Annotated in this window: 18 protein-coding genes and 1 pseudogene; 5 read left to right on the forward strand and 14 right to left on the reverse strand. The window is 46.6% G+C overall.

The features are described from left to right. Window positions 1–95: 95 nt before the first annotated feature. From AUC31_RS18055 to AUC31_RS14345, 3 genes and pseudogenes are all read right to left on the reverse strand, one after another. Window positions 96–572 (reverse strand): annotated as a pseudogene (locus tag AUC31_RS18055) (DUF7878 domain-containing protein). A gap of 7 nt (window positions 573–579) precedes the next feature. Next, window positions 580–927, reverse strand: a complete 348-nt coding sequence (locus tag AUC31_RS14340; protein WP_058382530.1) for a cupin domain-containing protein — start codon at window positions 925–927, stop codon at window positions 580–582. Between the two features lie 266 nt (window positions 928–1,193). After that, the gene (locus AUC31_RS14345; RefSeq protein ID WP_058382529.1) at window positions 1,194–1,760 is read right to left on the reverse strand and encodes a GNAT family N-acetyltransferase; all 567 of its coding nucleotides are present in this window, start codon (window positions 1,758–1,760) and stop codon (window positions 1,194–1,196) included. Window positions 1,761–1,968: 208 nt separating this feature from the next. Between AUC31_RS14345 and AUC31_RS14350 the strand changes: the two genes are divergently transcribed. Further along, complete coding sequence (locus AUC31_RS14350; RefSeq protein ID WP_058382528.1) at window positions 1,969–2,409, forward strand: YybH family protein; 441 nt, start codon at window positions 1,969–1,971, stop codon at window positions 2,407–2,409. A gap of 49 nt (window positions 2,410–2,458) precedes the next feature. Here AUC31_RS14350 and AUC31_RS14355 read toward each other — a convergent pair whose 3' ends face one another. The 3 genes from AUC31_RS14355 to AUC31_RS14365 form a co-directional block, all read right to left on the reverse strand. Beyond that, on the reverse strand, window positions 2,459–2,833 hold the full coding sequence (locus AUC31_RS14355) for a YciI family protein (RefSeq protein ID WP_058382527.1): 375 nt from the start codon (window positions 2,831–2,833) through the stop codon (window positions 2,459–2,461). Between the two features lie 89 nt (window positions 2,834–2,922). Then, window positions 2,923–3,420, reverse strand: coding sequence for a DinB family protein (locus AUC31_RS14360; RefSeq protein WP_058382526.1), 498 nt, complete (start codon window positions 3,418–3,420; stop codon window positions 2,923–2,925). Between the two features lie 54 nt (window positions 3,421–3,474). Further along, window positions 3,475–4,572: a hypothetical protein gene (locus tag AUC31_RS14365; protein ID WP_058382525.1), complete on the reverse strand. Its 1,098-nt coding sequence runs from the start codon at window positions 4,570–4,572 to the stop codon at window positions 3,475–3,477. A gap of 254 nt (window positions 4,573–4,826) precedes the next feature. On the opposite strand from AUC31_RS14365, the gene AUC31_RS14370 reads away from it, so the two are divergent. Then, a complete protein-coding gene (locus tag AUC31_RS14370; protein ID WP_058382524.1) occupies window positions 4,827–6,032 on the forward strand; it encodes an MFS transporter in 1,206 nt (401 codons plus the stop codon). Window positions 6,033–6,092: 60 nt separating this feature from the next. Here AUC31_RS14370 and AUC31_RS14375 read toward each other — a convergent pair whose 3' ends face one another. Genes AUC31_RS14375 through AUC31_RS14410 form a run of 8 tightly spaced genes read right to left on the reverse strand, consistent with a single transcriptional unit; the run spans window position 6,093 to window position 11,627 of the window. Then, window positions 6,093–6,488, reverse strand: coding sequence for a hypothetical protein (locus AUC31_RS14375; protein ID WP_058382523.1), 396 nt, complete (start codon window positions 6,486–6,488; stop codon window positions 6,093–6,095). Between the two features lie 38 nt (window positions 6,489–6,526). Continuing rightward, the gene (locus AUC31_RS14380; protein WP_335339104.1) at window positions 6,527–6,997 is read right to left on the reverse strand and encodes an NUDIX domain-containing protein; all 471 of its coding nucleotides are present in this window, start codon (window positions 6,995–6,997) and stop codon (window positions 6,527–6,529) included. Next, window positions 6,978–7,631, reverse strand: a complete 654-nt coding sequence (locus AUC31_RS14385; protein ID WP_058382521.1) for a zinc dependent phospholipase C family protein — start codon at window positions 7,629–7,631, stop codon at window positions 6,978–6,980. The genes AUC31_RS14380 and AUC31_RS14385 overlap by 20 nt, the downstream gene beginning before the upstream one ends. Window positions 7,632–7,652: 21 nt before the next feature. Further along, on the reverse strand, window positions 7,653–8,345 hold the full coding sequence (locus AUC31_RS14390; RefSeq protein ID WP_058382520.1) for an aspartate/glutamate racemase family protein: 693 nt from the start codon (window positions 8,343–8,345) through the stop codon (window positions 7,653–7,655). 15 nt (window positions 8,346–8,360) lie between these two features. Further along, a complete protein-coding gene (locus AUC31_RS14395; RefSeq protein WP_058382519.1) occupies window positions 8,361–9,362 on the reverse strand; it encodes a S66 family peptidase in 1,002 nt (333 codons plus the stop codon). After that, on the reverse strand, window positions 9,359–9,892 hold the full coding sequence (locus AUC31_RS14400; protein ID WP_058382518.1) for a kinase: 534 nt from the start codon (window positions 9,890–9,892) through the stop codon (window positions 9,359–9,361). Before AUC31_RS14400 ends, AUC31_RS14395 begins: the two co-directional genes overlap by 4 nt. Before the next feature lie 29 nt (window positions 9,893–9,921). Continuing rightward, window positions 9,922–10,812, reverse strand: a complete 891-nt coding sequence (locus AUC31_RS14405) for an alpha/beta fold hydrolase (protein WP_083509195.1) — start codon at window positions 10,810–10,812, stop codon at window positions 9,922–9,924. A 53-nt stretch (window positions 10,813–10,865) separates the two neighbouring features. Further along, on the reverse strand, window positions 10,866–11,627 hold the full coding sequence (locus AUC31_RS14410) for a Nif3-like dinuclear metal center hexameric protein (protein WP_058382517.1): 762 nt from the start codon (window positions 11,625–11,627) through the stop codon (window positions 10,866–10,868). A 145-nt stretch (window positions 11,628–11,772) separates the two neighbouring features. Between AUC31_RS14410 and AUC31_RS14415 the strand changes: the two genes are divergently transcribed. The 3 genes from AUC31_RS14415 to AUC31_RS14425 all read left to right on the forward strand — a co-directional run bounded on the left by AUC31_RS14415 (window position 11,773) and on the right by AUC31_RS14425 (window position 14,533). Continuing rightward, window positions 11,773–12,096 (forward strand): ArsR/SmtB family transcription factor, encoded by a 324-nt coding sequence (locus AUC31_RS14415; RefSeq protein WP_058382516.1) that lies wholly within the window; start codon window positions 11,773–11,775, stop codon window positions 12,094–12,096. Window positions 12,097–12,202: 106 nt separating this feature from the next. Further along, window positions 12,203–13,435, forward strand: coding sequence for an MFS transporter (locus AUC31_RS14420; RefSeq protein WP_058382515.1), 1,233 nt, complete (start codon window positions 12,203–12,205; stop codon window positions 13,433–13,435). 252 nt (window positions 13,436–13,687) lie between these two features. Further along, window positions 13,688–14,533: an STAS domain-containing protein gene (locus AUC31_RS14425; protein WP_058382514.1), complete on the forward strand. Its 846-nt coding sequence runs from the start codon at window positions 13,688–13,690 to the stop codon at window positions 14,531–14,533. Window positions 14,534–14,561 lie beyond the last annotated feature (28 nt).

Raw genomic sequence — 14,561 nt, forward strand, 5'->3', positions numbered from 1 at the left:
ATTTTATTTCGAAATAAATAAAAAGGCCAATTAAGGGGATTTTGCCTTAATTGGTCTTTTAAAATGTTTTTTTATACCCAGTCCTGTTACACCTACTATAGCTTAATGAAATCCGAGTACCAGATATTAAATCGGACAGTTAATATTTCTTCAAACTCGGTCAAATATCGATCGACTGCTTTCACTAGAACATCGGTGCTGATAATGCCTTCGTGTTCAAATTCTTGCCAAATGGAAAAGAGGCGCCATTTATTGTCATTTTCTCTAATAAAAGCTAAGATGGGGCCTTCTCTTTCATCATGTTCCATCGAAAAATAATAAAAGCTACTCGGTCTTTTTGAATCTTTCATCCGTCACTCTTTTAAACTCACTGCGAACTCCAGTAATGCAAGCGATGGTTCCCTAAAGAAGCAGGAATGATCGACGCTAATCCCCAACTCCCCCTCTACATCAAGTAATAGTTTTCCATTTCTTTGGCGAAGTAGTTTTTGATCCAGTCTTAATGAAGGATCTAATTCAAAATCGATAACTAGACTGGCCATGTGGACACTCCTTAAAGTTGTTGAACACATAGAATAATTACGCCATATGCATGAGCGGAGATAGCTCCTCACTCTCGATAACAATAGCCATCAAACCTGTGTCTGTCTTTGTTTCATGCCATTCACCCTTGTTCCAGGAAACTGCGTCGCCAGCCTCGACTTTGAAATATTCTTCTTGTTCACCCCTTACAAGCCCTTCTCCGCTTACGATTAAAAGCAACTGAGGGCTTACTGCTTGGTGATACCCTACTATCCCATTTTCTTCTAAATGCATGCAGCCGATGTGAGCGGCTTTTGTCGTCTGAGTAATTCGGGACATGATGAAATCTGAGTTGAACTTTGAAATCTGTTTGCCATTGCTTTTATCAAACTTGAAAAGCTTCATTTCGTCCCTCCTTCTGATGCTTTACCAATAACCGTTTATAGTGAATTGAACTATTTAACGGACTTATCAGAGGCCCGATTCATATTTATTTATTGATCGAGAAACCTTCCATTACTACTCTTCCCCAGTATAGAAAGCTCATAATTAAAAAAACCGCACCGAATGTGGTAATTGTTCTCGGCAATTTATTATGACTATAGATGAGTGCTATCCCTACTTGGATATGGATAACGGCAAATACGAAAAGATTGATACCTTACCCTCCTTTAATTTTTTATTTTTTTGGTGGCACTCATTGCCCATTCATTAGCCAATAGCGAAAAGATAAGCGCATCGTGGGACCGATCGTCCTGATAGAGATAGCCCCTTAGCATGCCTTCTTTTTCAAATCCTAATTTTTGCAGCAAAGCGATGGATGCACCGTTTTCCGGAAACGTAACCGCACCCAAACGGAATAATCCGAGCTGGCCGAAACAATACGCCAATACTTCTTTGACGGCTTCTGAAACATAGCCTTTGTTCCAATAGGAAGGATGCAGCTCAAAACCGATTTCCGCTTTTCTGCTTTTGAGGTTCAAATTGTTCAATCCAACCGTCCCGATGAAAGCCCCTGTCTCTCTCACGACGACGCCCCAGCGGATTCCTCTGCCACTTTCGAAGGTCTGCCTGAACGACTCGATTATTTTTTCAGCCTCGTTCATTTCCGTTAAGTTGCTCATGCCGTAATATTTCGTGACTTCGCGTCTCGACATGATGTCGAAGAAGCTTGCGGCGTGATGTTTTTCAATATGTACGAGTTCCAGCCTGTCTGTAGCCAATGCTTGAAAATCCATGCTTGCTTCCTCCTTCTATCATCAATTAATGGCTTTACGTTGTCGCTCTTCGGCTAAATTTGCAATTTCTGGGCCCATCGCCACTTTTATTCATTCGGATCCTAAAGTTTGAAGCAGGAATAATTGTGCAGGCTCCGAACTTAGACTTAGGTAGTTTAAGAACTGTCCTGTCTGTTTCATTCTAAAACCAAGAAAGGAGCCCATATTAATGACCAAGAATTTCTATGAAGTGCACGATGTTCTCGAAACGTATAAAAACGCAGTTCAAGAGAAAGATGAGGAAAAATTATTGTCTCTCTATGCTTCCGACATTCATATTTATGATTGTTGGGGGAGCTGGGAAAGCAAAGGTATCCAGTCATGGCAGGCAAATGTTTCCGAATGGTTTAACGGCTTGCGTAAAAACGATGTGCGCCTGGAAGTTGCTTTTACTGATGTGGTAATTGAAACAGTATCGACTTTGGCGTTTGTCCATTGTGCGGTAAGTTATACAGGGTACCAGCAACAAACTGCTGTTAAGCTGCAGCAAACGATCAATCGCTTCACCTATGGACTGAGAAAAACGCAAGATTCGTGGGAAATTGTCCATGAACATTCCTCATTGCCTATAGATTTTGAAACAGGAAAAGGGATGTTCGATTTAAAATGAAGAGCTCCCGGATATAAAAAAGATGAAAACTAAAGCGGCCGCAGCTGCTTTAGTTTTTCATATAGAAGGAATCAATGGCCCGAATTTCGATTTCCCAGCCTAATTGCTCTGCTTCCGTGACCTGTACTGTCGGATGCAGAGACGCTATGTCGATTGCTTCTTCGATATTTTGGGCTTCTATGATAAATGCGCTGCCAATCATTTTTTTCAGCTGAGTCAACTGGCTTTCTCCAACTTGGATATTGCCATCCACCCGCTGCAAGCTCTTTGCTTCCTGGGCAACGCCAACATCTGCCATTACTTGACCGCTTTTATAGAATTCTTCGAGATGCACCTGACATGTCTGCATAATCGCCTCTACTTTTTCTGTTGGCAATGCGTCCATTTTTTTCTTATCAAAATATCCCAAGCCCAAATATTTCATCAGAAAACCTCCTCATAAAAAACTCTGCCCAGCTTTTCGATAGAATTTATGGATATGAATTGAGCCGCTATAGATCTTTGTGAACTATTCTATTTCAGATAGCTTTCCAGCTCTTCTTTTTGGCGCAGATGATGGCGAGAGTGCATTTCCACTAAATCCAGCCATTCTCTTCCGTTCAGCCAACCGAACCCGCCATGCTTTGCTTTACGTTCTGGAGGAATTTCATCCACTTGTGATTCCCAGTGCTCGACCCTTTGAATTAATTTTTCCATCCTGTCGATCAGCTCTTCCTGGCTGTCTGAATTATTAGGGGGAGCATTCATTTCGTCCGGCAACCTGATTTTGATTGGCGGGAAGCCTTTATTGTTAAACAGTTCCTTGCCAGCAGGGGTTTTCTCTAAGAATGGATCCTCTTTTGCCTCAGCACAAACAGCTACATTGTCGATATACTCATGCGCCACGACGATTAAGTGGTCGTACATTTGGCCAATAGACCATACGCCTTCTTCGGGAATACTTCGCAATTGTTCAGGTGAATAAGCAGCGAGGTCCTGTTTGAACTTGGAAAGTACGTCTTTGCCACTCATATAAGCCCTCCTCAAAATTCCACTTCTCTAGCTTATCGCTTTATCTTTATCCATTTAAACGCTTCTACCAGTCTCTAATGCTTCCTCGAGGTTCATGATTTGCGATGCAGCTAATGCTTTCAATTCAGCGGCTAGTAGCCCCAACCTGTCTTCAATTTGCTGCTTGTCGCCGTAGCGGATGCGTGCCTCTTCCGGCAGCTTCCCAGTCAATAAATGAAAATGGCTGTAGCCGGTTTCCAGCAACTGCAGCAATTGTTCGCCCCTGACTTCAGCCTGAACCCGCTTGTCGCCGGCGCTATAACCGTCCAGGAATCCATCGGCAATTGCCTTTAAATTGTCCGCGCAATCGACAAACCGGTGCTTTCCATAACGCTCGGTATCCGACAGCGCGATAAAAAACGTCTCGTAAAGGTTCATGAAGTTCCCAGCCATTCCCCGCGGGTAATAAATATTCGGAAATGGATCGATGAGGCAAACCTGCGTGCCGTGCATCAAGATATTTTCAGGTGAAGCGTCTTGATTGCTTATGAGCGGCTGGGTGAATCCTCGCTCCCGGAGCTCCACTGCCAAATTGAGCGCATCGTTCACCCCAGCGTCCTGAAATTCAGGACGCGCCTCACTGAGTTCCCGGTAATCCGACAACTGCTCTTCACTTTCTTCTTTCAAAAAACGGCGGACGTCTCCGGTGATGCTGCCTCTCAGCCCGCTTTCCTCTGTCCAATGCAAGTAGCCAAAACCGTCCAAGCCGTGCGGGATTTCTTCTGTTTTCCGGTAAATCTCACCGAGTGCCTTTCCGGTCTCAACCGCTTGTGCCCGCGACAGTTCATGCAGGTCGATATGCTTTCCAGCGAACGACTCGAGCGTATAGCTTAATTGTTCAGAAACGTGGAACTGAAAAAACTCCGGTGCCGCGCCTTTTATTGCCTCATTGACCGAGCGGTAGTAAAGTTCTGTCGCTGCGTATTCTGCGGTCAATTCTTCTTCGTCGAATTCAGCCGGGTTGCCATATATAAGGTCCTTTGGAATCCGCAGCACCAGTTCACGGCCATCTTTTTCGACTTTCCATGCATGATGCCAGGCCCCTTCCCCTAAAAATTCCGGAGACTCTACTGCTGCGTGACGAACGGCTGCTTGTAACTTCGCTTTATTCATGTGATGACCCGCTTCCCGTTTCAAAGATTTTCTATAGTAAGTCATTAGCTTTGCTTCTACTATATCCAATATTTTCTTTCACCGCCATTTGTTTTCCAATTATTTAGAGTATAATGAATACAATCCATCCTGAAGATAAATTCCCCAAGCTTTATCTTCCTTACGAAAGGAACATCCGGCGTGACGATCAGTCCAATTTAAGTTATCCCCTGCAGTAGAAGTCATTTACGAAATTGACTCTTGGGGGATTCATCATGAAACTGAATAGAAATTTCCACTTATTGCTGACGGGCCAGTCACTTGCGAATATCGGCGATGTACTCTATATCGTCAGCATCATTTACCTGATTTTCGAATTGACCGGTTCTGCCACGGCTGCCGCAATGGTGCCGTTCGTCATCACCAGTTCGATGTTCGTCTCGAATACTTTAACGCCGCCGCTCATGCAGCGATTTGATTTGAAATGGCTGCTTGCAGGATCGCAACTGGGCAAGACTGGTTTGTTGATTGCCTTGGCATTGTTTCTGCCGCAGTTAACCACGGCCAATTTTATTGTGCTGTTTTTACTGATCAGTATGGTGGCACTTTTGGACGGCTGCGCCAATCCGGTGACACAGGCCTTGATTCCGCATTACGTAAAAAGTGAACAGCTGTTGAAAGCGAACGGCATCACCGAGACCGTTACGCAGCTGATTCAAACGGCGATGTGGTTTGTCGGCAGTTCCTTATTGATTTGGCTGTCCGCCATCGAACTGGTCTGGCTGACAGCGGGATTGTTCCTGCTTTCAAGTTTGTTGTTGAGCGGCTTGGATAGAGTCGACAGCGCCCCGCCAGAACCGCAAAACAAATGGCGCCAAATCACTAAAGGCTGGCAGACCGTCTCAAAAACGCCGGTATTAAAGCACATCGCTTGGATGGAAATGCTTGAGACGATTGCCGGCGCCGTGTGGATCGCCGCAATTTTGTATGCATTCGTCAGCGAAGCGCTCGCAGTCGATGAGAAATGGTGGGGCTTTATCAACGGTTCATTCTTTATCGGGTTGATCGCAGGAAGCCTCATTTGCCTGCGGTTTACCGAATGGGTCGAACGTAATCTCAGCCGCTTCATCCTAACCGGCGCGATTTTCAGCAGTGCGACGACTATGCTGTTCGGCTTGAACAGTGTGCCGCTCGTGGCGCTCCTATTGTCGGTTTTAGTTGGCGTCTTCAGCCAGCTGAAAAACATCCCGCAGCAGACCGTCGTGCAGACGAGCGTACCGAAAGCACAGTTGCCGACAGTGTTCACGACGCTTGGGGCAATCGGCATGGGCACATTCGGCATTTCCTCGCTGTTGATGGGGATACTGGCCGATCTGTTCGGCATCCGCTCAGTGTTTGTCTTGTCTGGTGTTTTGCTCGCTATCGCCAGCTGGATCGCTTACCGCGGCCGCAGCTCTTTTCAACGCACGGTTCAGGAATAAATAAATATACGAAAAAGGGACAGCCGGAAAATTTCGGCTGTCCCTTTTTCATTGTTAAATTTAATCTGTTAGGCTAAATCCCATAATATGATCTGAAAAAACGGCATAGCTTTCATATTCGATGACATTTTCAGGGTTTGCAAATGGCACGATCTTGACGTCATTCAAAACGATCATCCCAGAGATATTCGTGACATTGCTGTCTTTAATTAACGGAAAGATCGTATCTTCTGATTTAAGAATGGCAGAATCCAGTAATGGAAGGTTTTCTATATCAGGTGTTTGTGTGCTTATTTTTTTGGCGATGATCAACGCACTAGAAGTAGTGATCTGGATTGCTCTCTTTTTCTCCGTATCTTTCTGCAGTTCCTCAAGATGTACTTGCGCAATCACGATCGATAGTTTCTTCATATCATGAACAGAATTCAATTCATGGCCTTTTAAAGTAATCGTCAAAACTAATCCCCCTCTACCTTTTTTGTTCTTAGACTCCGCTAATTAAACGCTCCTAAATAAACCGAATTCGCGCCGCCGCTTTCAAACTCCTGGATCCAGCGACGGATGCCTTTCGGATAAATCCGACGCTCTAATAAGTCTCCGATCTCCACCCACTCAAAGCCGGTTTGCTGCGTATCAGGATTCGACGGTGCAGCCGATTGCAAGTCATCCAGCAAAAGGCATTCAAAATAATATTCGATTTGGTGAACGCCGCGATCGGTCTCGGCATATTCGTGGCGCTCGCCTATGTATTCACGGATATGGATCAAGCTTTTCACTTCGACGGCGCAGCCGATTTCTTCGATGCATTCACGTACGGCGGCTTCCGGCAAAGTTTCGCCGAGCTCCTGGCCGCCGCCGGGAAATAGATAATAGGTGCCCTGTGCGTCTTCATTGGTCGTCAGCAGCACTTTGCCGTCTTTGACAATGATCGCTTTCGCGGAATTTCTAATAGCCAATGTGTCCACTCCCTTGCCGTTCCTGCATTCCAAGAGACAGACATACGCGGACTGCCCTTTCTGTCGCGGATTTGATATAGCCGGTAATTTCTTCAATCGTATATATCTCCAAATCCTTGCTGGAAGATATTTTCGTTGAGTGGAAGTCGCCGAGCGTTTCTTCCGTGAACTTTCGCAAATTATTGATTTCAATTTCTTCTACAAGAGTCTCGGGAAGTTCGGCGGATGCCAGTTGTTGTTCTAGTCCTGCGCAATCAAATTGTTTAACGAGCATGCCGTTAAGCTTCCTAAAATCCGCATGCCATTTCTCGAGCACTGACGGGTCGGCATCGATGCGCTTTTTCATGTCTTTTTTAAAATAGATGTCTTTCATCCATACATCGTCACCCACTAAATGCACGACGTACCCGAGAATGAATTCGTCTTGTATCTCTTTCTGGTACTTCTCTATGAAGCCTTCATAATGTACGCGTCTCGTCCCATCGTCTACGCTGCCCTCGTAATAATGAGACTTGGTCTTTTGCTCTCTGCCGTGAACTGCATCTGGTGCAATGCCGCCCAGCATAAAACGCGGCCGATCGGAAATGTCGATTTTTTTCGCCACCTGCTCAGCAATGATCAAATGCATCATGCGCGATCCCATTTCGGCTCCCCCTTTTTACTTTTAGTTATCCAGCGCTTTTTCTACCGCTGCTTTGACGTGAATTCTTGCCGTATCAAATAGCGGCACCTCTACATCTTCATCGTGAATCAACAAACCGATTTCTGTGCAGCCAAGAATGATGCCCTGTGCCCCGCGATCGATAAGGTTTTGGATGGCTTGTTGGTATTTCACTTTCGACGACTCGTTGATTTTCCCTAAGCATAATTCATCAAAAATGATTTCGTTGATCATGTCGCGTTCTGCAGCTTCCGGAATCAACACTTCGATGCCGCTGTCGGCAATGCGTTCTTTGTAGAAATCCTGCTCCATCGTATACTTGGTCCCGAGCAACCCTACCGTATGGAGATGGTTTGCGCGGATTTCTTTTGCGGTTGCGTCTGCAATATGCAAAACCGGTACCGAAACAGCTTCTTCTATAGAAGAGATCACTTTGTGCATCGTGTTTGTGCACAATACGATCAACTCCGCACCGCCTTTTTCAAGCGAACGAGCGACATCCGCCAATCGCTCGCCTGCTTCTTCCCATTTCCCTTGTGACTGAAAGCGTTCAATTTCCTCGAAGTCAACACTGTACATCAGGCATTCAGCCGAATGCAGGCCGCCTAAACGCTGTTTTACTTGTTCATTAAGCAGGCGGTAATATTCCGCCGACGATTCCCAGCTCATCCCGCCGATCAATCCGATCGTTTTCATCGTCTTCCCCCTCCATCAACGAATCCATTGCTCCGTGATTTCAACTCGTTTTTCGGTTGCGTCCAAGGTGACGGTTTTGCCGATCGGCATCGTCAGCATCGGCTGGGTATGCGCGCAATCAAAGTCGGCAAGAATTGGCAGTTCGCGGTCTCCCAGTACTTCCAGCAAAATCTCATGCGGTTTTCTTCCCGTGCCTTGATCGTCAAATAGTTCGTGCTTGCCCAAAATAATTCCCGCTGCTTTGTCGAAAATACCATTGAGCTTCAGCAAATTGAAGTTCTTCTCCACGACGGCAGCCGTTTTCATCGTATCTTCCAACAACAAAATATCGCCGGTTTCAATCACCGGCATATACGGGCTCCCCATGATGCCGGCCATCGTATTGACATTTCCGCCGACCAGGCGTCCCGTCACCTTGCCTTTCGCCACGCACACCCACGCGTTGTTTCGTAGTTCCTTTTCCTGCGTCTTTTCTTCCCAATTGACCGGTTCATCGGTCCAGTATGGCGGCAATTCCACTGCATATGGAAGGTGTTGCTCATGCATCAATGCTTTTTCGAAATAATCATATGTATAATCCACGAACGGTTCATGTTCACCGAAAGACGGCACCAGCGCCGGGCCGTAAAACACAGGAATGCCGGTCTTGGCATAGATGGCGAGCAGCACAGCCGTCGCATCCGAGTAGCCGATCATGATTTTCGGATCTTTTTTAAACGCTTCGTAATCGAGATACGGCAACAGCGCATTGGAATTCGTCCCGCCAATCGTCGACATGATGCAGCGGACGTCCGGGTTGCGGATCAATTCGTTCAGCTCTTGTGCCCGCTCCTGTATCGTGCCCGATCGGTAATGGTCCCGCTTGCCCGTCAAGCTGCCCTCCACGATTCTAAAGCCTTTGGATTCCAGAAAATCTTTTGCCCGCTTGAAGCGCACCGGTGAATTATAGGTAATCGGAGACGACGGGGAATAAATACCGATCTGGTCCCCTGTTTTCAATCGATTGAATATGGTCATGTACTTGCTCCTTTGCTCTTATTGACTCTCTGATGCTCTTCAACCTGTCTGCAAATCAATTCGACGATCGCTTGCTCAGACATTGCCTCTGTCAGCAATTGTTCGCCGGGCGCCCCCAAAACGTCTTTCGGGGTCCACCATTTTTTCAGCGATGCTTCCCCGAAGTCCTGAGATTGAGAACGTGTATTGTGGCGCTCCAGCGTTTTTTCGAAGGGCAAATCGAAATAGTAGATCATTGCTTCATTGTTATAAAACCGGATCAAGTCGAGCAGCATTCCTTCATAACGCTGCTTCATGAAGATTCCTTCTAATATGACGATGGGGCATTTGCCTTTGCCGTATTCCGTGATCTGCCGGATCAAATCTGTCGATAGGTTGCCATCCCGGTCCTGTACTCTCAGCATGTCGCGGCGAACCACATCTTGCGACACCAATAAGGTGCCCCGCCCAAAATGATCTTGCAGATGTTTCGCTATCGTCGTTTTGCCGCTTGCTGAATTTCCCCTTAACACGATTAGTTTGGTTTCCACTGTGGTCACACTCTCTTCGGTCCTGTATTTCAAGGCATTTGGGTTAATTTTTGCGCCATCGCAATGATCAATTCTGGCCGGTCGAGATGAACCATATGGCCAGCTCCCTCTGCAAAAACCAGTTCACTGTTTTCGGAAAGGGCCGTTTGCTCCAGGATCAGTTCATGCCATAGATGTTCCTGTGCTATCAATTCTGCCTCTGGCCACCCTTCTTCTATTCCTTGCTCTACGGCATACTTCTTGTCACGTCCGATAACTATAAGCGGAATGCCCGGAAGCGAACCTAAGCGTTTGATGGTGTTGGCGTCCGCTCTCCAGTTTTCGACTTCAGACTTCATGGTTTTGTACAGATTGGGTTTTTGCTGAAATTCAATCAACCGTTGTTGTATAGGGCGCGGCAATTTTTTCTGGTTTTCGCTTAACATGGGCCGGATCATTTTTTTCAATTCACTTTCATCCAGTGCGGCGAATTTGCCGCACTCCTCCAACCATTTATCGTCAGAAGCATCTTCAGCCAAATCCGGAAGTTCGTCGAGTTTTTCCAGGCTATCCGACGTGGAATCCACTAACAGCAGCCCTTTGACTTGCTGCGGATAGAGTTTTGAAAAATGCTGCGCGCATAAACCGCCGTACGAATGGCCAATCAGCACGACTGGCTGCGTCACTTCCAGCATTTCCAAGAGATCCTTGGCATCTTGTGCCGCAGCGGCTGTCGTGCGCGGCTCTGTCCCCAATTCACTCGCGCCAAGCCCTGGTCGATGGAATAGGATGACGGTGTGGGCTTTACATAGAACTTCTGTTACGTTGAACCATTCTTCAAATGAGCAACCCATGCCCGACATGATGAGAATCGGCGTCCCACCCCCGCCTTTTTGGAGAACTTCCATTGGCCAGCCGTTGAGGTTCACAAAACTTTTCATCTTTTTCTCTCCTTCTATTGAAGGGATCCGACGAGCCGCAACCTTCCCAGTCCTCAATGGTTCAACTCGAAATGTGCTTCTTTCAACTCTTCAATCTCAACATCCGGGTTCATTTCAGCAATTTTTTCAGCTAAGCTGGCAACACCGAAAATCTCAGTGAAGGTGTGGCTGCCAACCAGTAAATTGATGCCCGCAAACTGCGCATACTGAATGGTGTACAGCGTAGCTTCTCCGGTGACATACGTATCGCATCCTCTTTCAGCGGCCTCGCGGATCAATGCAGAGGAATGGCCCGCTCCGGTCAAGACGCCGATCCGTTTAACAGGCTGGGCATTATTTTTCCACGCGCGCACCGGTTCGTTCAAAGCGCCGCGCATTCTTTCAGCCAATTGCTCAAATTCCACAGGAGCAGCGAATTCCGCGATGCCTGGAAGTTCGCCTTCCGCTTCGCTATAAGTGGAGTAGGCCTTGATATCGTCCACTTCCAACACCTTCATCAATGACGTGCAAGTGCCAAATTCCACGAAATCCAGGGGTGCATGGATCCAGAAGTGGCTGATGTTGTGCACTTTCAGCTTATTGATGCATGCTTCTCTCAAGCCGTAGATGAAATCCCAAGCATCATGATGCGTCACCATCAAATCGACGCCTTGCGCGATGGCCATCTCTACGGTTTCAATGGATAAATTGGTCGCATAGCCAATCTTGTGGATCTCCTTATCCGTTGTGTGTGTGAAGCCGTATTCGTCGTCTTCTTTCAATAATTCCTCGCCGAACAATTGCTGGATCGTTTTCTCGAAATCGTTTAGTTTCATCGTAAAAGCCCCACTATTCTGTTTTTTCTTGATTTTACCATATAACGTTCCTTACATAATATTGGCAATTGAATTTGTTTAAGAATTTGCTGGCCTGAAACGCTTTGTTTTGACATATCGAATAGTATCGATATAAGATAGCCCCATGGAAAATTTAAATGTTATTGATGTATTCAAAGCGTTGTCGAATGAAACCCGTTTGAACATTTTAAAATGGCTGCGGGAGCCCGAGAAGAATTTTCCTGCACAGCAAGCGCATCTGCCCAAGGAGGTCAACATTGAAGGCGGCGTCTGTGTTGGCGATATTCAAGAAAAGGTGAATTTGTCCCAATCCACCGTCTCGCATTATTTATCGCTTATGCAAAAAGCTGGATTGCTTGAGGCTGTGCGCTACGGGCAGTGGACGTATTACAGGCGCAATGAAGAGACATTAGCGAAGGTCGCAAAATTCATCAACGAAGAAATTTGAGACCGGGCTCGTCTCTTTTTTTGATTTCTCATATCGATAATATTAGATATTTCTATATTACAATAAACCGATTTTCCCAATGAATTACATAGAGGAGTAGATTATTATGGAAACAGCTTCAACACCAGAATTATTCACCACTAAACAGAAAGTATTGGCGTTCACTTTGACCTTATTGACGTTCGTCATGGGCACGAGTGAATTCGTTATTGTCGGCCTGCTCGCCGAAGTATCGGCTGACTTGAATATCAGCTTGGCAGTTGCAGGGACGCTTGTTTCGGGGTTTGCGATCGCTTATGCTATCGGAACTCCCTTTTTGACCGCTTTTGTCAGCCGCTTTCCCAAATATCCGCTGATGCTGACCTTGATCTCCATCTTCACAGCCGGCAACGTCCTCAGCGCCTTATCCGGATCGTATGAATTGCTGATTTTCTCACGTATCATCACAGCCGTCGTCAGCGGCGTCTTGGTCGCTTTATCGATGAGCATTGCCAGCGACATCATGCCGGAAAACAAAAAAGGCCCGATCATCGCCCTTGTTTTCGCCGGCTTCACCATTTCCAATGTCATCGGCGTCCCGCTCGGCACACTCATCGGCCAGCTCGGCAATTGGCAGCTGACGTTTTGGTTCACGACCTTGCTCGGCATTATCAGCTTAGTAATGGCCATCTTCATCCTGCCGCGCAAGTTGAAAGTCGTTAAAGCCTCCGCTAAGGATCAGCTCGGATTGTTGGCCAATCCACGGATGATTTTGGCTTTCTTTATCCCGACCTTTTCAATTGCCGGCACCTACACCATTTATACGTACATCACGCCGATCTTGGAAGACGGCATGGGCATCCCGACACGCTATGTGAGTGCCGTCCTGCTCGCATACGGTGCCTTCTCCATTCTCAGCAATGTATTGGCTGGCAAGATCGCCGGGCGCAACGGCGTCAGCAAGCTGCGCTATGTCTTTATCGTACAGGCAGTCATATTGGCTTCCTTGTATTTCACGATAGGAACGACTTTCGCAGGGCTCGTCAGCCTCATGCTGATGGCGATTATGATTTACGCAATGAACGCCACCATCCAAATGTATTTGATGAACTTGGCTACCATCTACTCGCCCGCAGCTAAAGATTTCGCTTCTTCGCTGACGCCTGTCGCTGTCAATATCGGCATCGCGCTCGGTGCAACACTCGGCGGATACGTCGTCGCACAGGGCGGCTATATCCATCTGTCCTGGGTCGGCGCATTATGCGCATTGCTCGCATCAGGGCTAGCGTTTCTCAGCACCCGCTTGGACCGGGCGGATGATTTTTCCACAGCACGCGCAAAGGCTGGCCTCGAGCAATAAGCGAGACAGCGTTATATAAGAACTCCCCTTGCCGACAGATTTATTTTTCGCCATGCGAAATGTTTCTCTTGACCGCAATTCCTGATTTCTATAGCCTTAAAGGCAGAAACACGAGGGGCTTCCCTACTGACTGGACGATTAAACTGGAGTTTTTATGAAAACTTGAATAACATCAAGTTGCACGTAAAGGAAATGACTCTATACATCAAAGATGACTGGCAGGGTCCCCCAGGAGATGGGGAGGAACGAAAGATGAACGATAAACAAAGCATGACTACACACGATTCATTGAAAGCCGTTTCCTACAAGCTATTTCAAGTAATCAGTAATGAACTCGGTGTCAACACCGCTTATGTAACCCAGAGGGGTCCTACATCGATGAAAATTATCAGTTCATTCAATAAAGACCACTACATCATTCCAGAGGGCTATGTTGTGGATTATGACAGCGCGTATTGCCGCTTAATAATCCAAAGTGATCAGGAAGCGATGCACATAAAGAATTTAGGCTCATTTACGCTTACAAAGGACATGGAAGCGACAGAGGAACTTGAAGTTAAAGGATTTTTGGGCGTGACTTTACGCGATTTCTACGGTGAAGTCTTCGGCACATTATGCGTCATGGACAAAGAAGAAAAAGATTTTAGCGATAAAGACATCCATTTCCTCAAGCAAATGGCGGAAGTGCTATCATATGTCATCCATTTGGATTCTACCTTGGCAGACATCGAGCTGTTGAGCGTGCCGATCATCCCGATTAAAAAAGGCTTAGCGATTTTATCGCTGCAAGGGAATATTAATGAAGCACGGTCCCAGAAAATCATGGAAGACACTTTGCATTATGCGGCCGACAAAGGCATCCATTCGTTTGTCATCGACTTGTCGCAATTGATGCTGCTGGAAAACCAGTTCCCGGATGTCTTAAAGAATTTGGTGTCAGGCTTGAACGTCATGGGCGTCCAGGTCATGATGACCGGCCTCCCGCCTTGGCTCGTTCAAATGCCGGGCGTCAGCGAGCACTTATCACAGTTGAAAACCGAGTATGTCGCCGACATTGAATCAGCGTTGAATAAAATCGGTTACAAACTGGAAAAATAAAAGGAAGCGAAAAGCTCAAGGGCTTTTC

The sequence above is a fragment of the Planococcus rifietoensis genome, assembly GCF_001465795.2.
Classification (GTDB): Bacteria; Bacillota; Bacilli; order Bacillales_A; family Planococcaceae; genus Planococcus; species Planococcus rifietoensis.

Excerpts from the sequence above, each read along its gene's own strand:
- AUC31_RS14340 (WP_058382530.1), bottom strand. The coding sequence starts at position 927 with ATGAAGCTTTTCAAGTTTGATAAAAGCAATGGCAAACAGATTTCAAAG.
- AUC31_RS14345 (WP_058382529.1), bottom strand. The coding sequence starts at position 1,760 with ATGGATTTTCAAGCATTGGCTACAGACAGGCTGGAACTCGTACATATT.
- AUC31_RS14350 (WP_058382528.1), top strand. The coding sequence starts at position 1,969 with ATGACCAAGAATTTCTATGAAGTGCACGATGTTCTCGAAACGTATAAA.
- AUC31_RS14355 (WP_058382527.1), bottom strand. The coding sequence starts at position 2,833 with ATGAAATATTTGGGCTTGGGATATTTTGATAAGAAAAAAATGGACGCA.
- AUC31_RS14360 (WP_058382526.1), bottom strand. The coding sequence starts at position 3,420 with ATGAGTGGCAAAGACGTACTTTCCAAGTTCAAACAGGACCTCGCTGCT.
- AUC31_RS14365 (WP_058382525.1), bottom strand. The coding sequence starts at position 4,572 with ATGAATAAAGCGAAGTTACAAGCAGCCGTTCGTCACGCAGCAGTAGAG.
- AUC31_RS14370 (WP_058382524.1), top strand. The coding sequence starts at position 4,827 with ATGAAACTGAATAGAAATTTCCACTTATTGCTGACGGGCCAGTCACTT.
- AUC31_RS14385 (WP_058382521.1), bottom strand. The coding sequence starts at position 7,631 with ATGGGATCGCGCATGATGCATTTGATCATTGCTGAGCAGGTGGCGAAA.
- AUC31_RS14390 (WP_058382520.1), bottom strand. The coding sequence starts at position 8,345 with ATGAAAACGATCGGATTGATCGGCGGGATGAGCTGGGAATCGTCGGCG.
- AUC31_RS14395 (WP_058382519.1), bottom strand. The coding sequence starts at position 9,362 with ATGACCATATTCAATCGATTGAAAACAGGGGACCAGATCGGTATTTAT.
- AUC31_RS14405 (WP_083509195.1), bottom strand. The coding sequence starts at position 10,812 with ATGAAAAGTTTTGTGAACCTCAACGGCTGGCCAATGGAAGTTCTCCAA.
- AUC31_RS14410 (WP_058382517.1), bottom strand. The coding sequence starts at position 11,627 with ATGAAACTAAACGATTTCGAGAAAACGATCCAGCAATTGTTCGGCGAG.
- AUC31_RS14415 (WP_058382516.1), top strand. The coding sequence starts at position 11,773 with ATGGAAAATTTAAATGTTATTGATGTATTCAAAGCGTTGTCGAATGAA.
- AUC31_RS14420 (WP_058382515.1), top strand. The coding sequence starts at position 12,203 with ATGGAAACAGCTTCAACACCAGAATTATTCACCACTAAACAGAAAGTA.
- AUC31_RS14425 (WP_058382514.1), top strand. The coding sequence starts at position 13,688 with ATGAACGATAAACAAAGCATGACTACACACGATTCATTGAAAGCCGTT.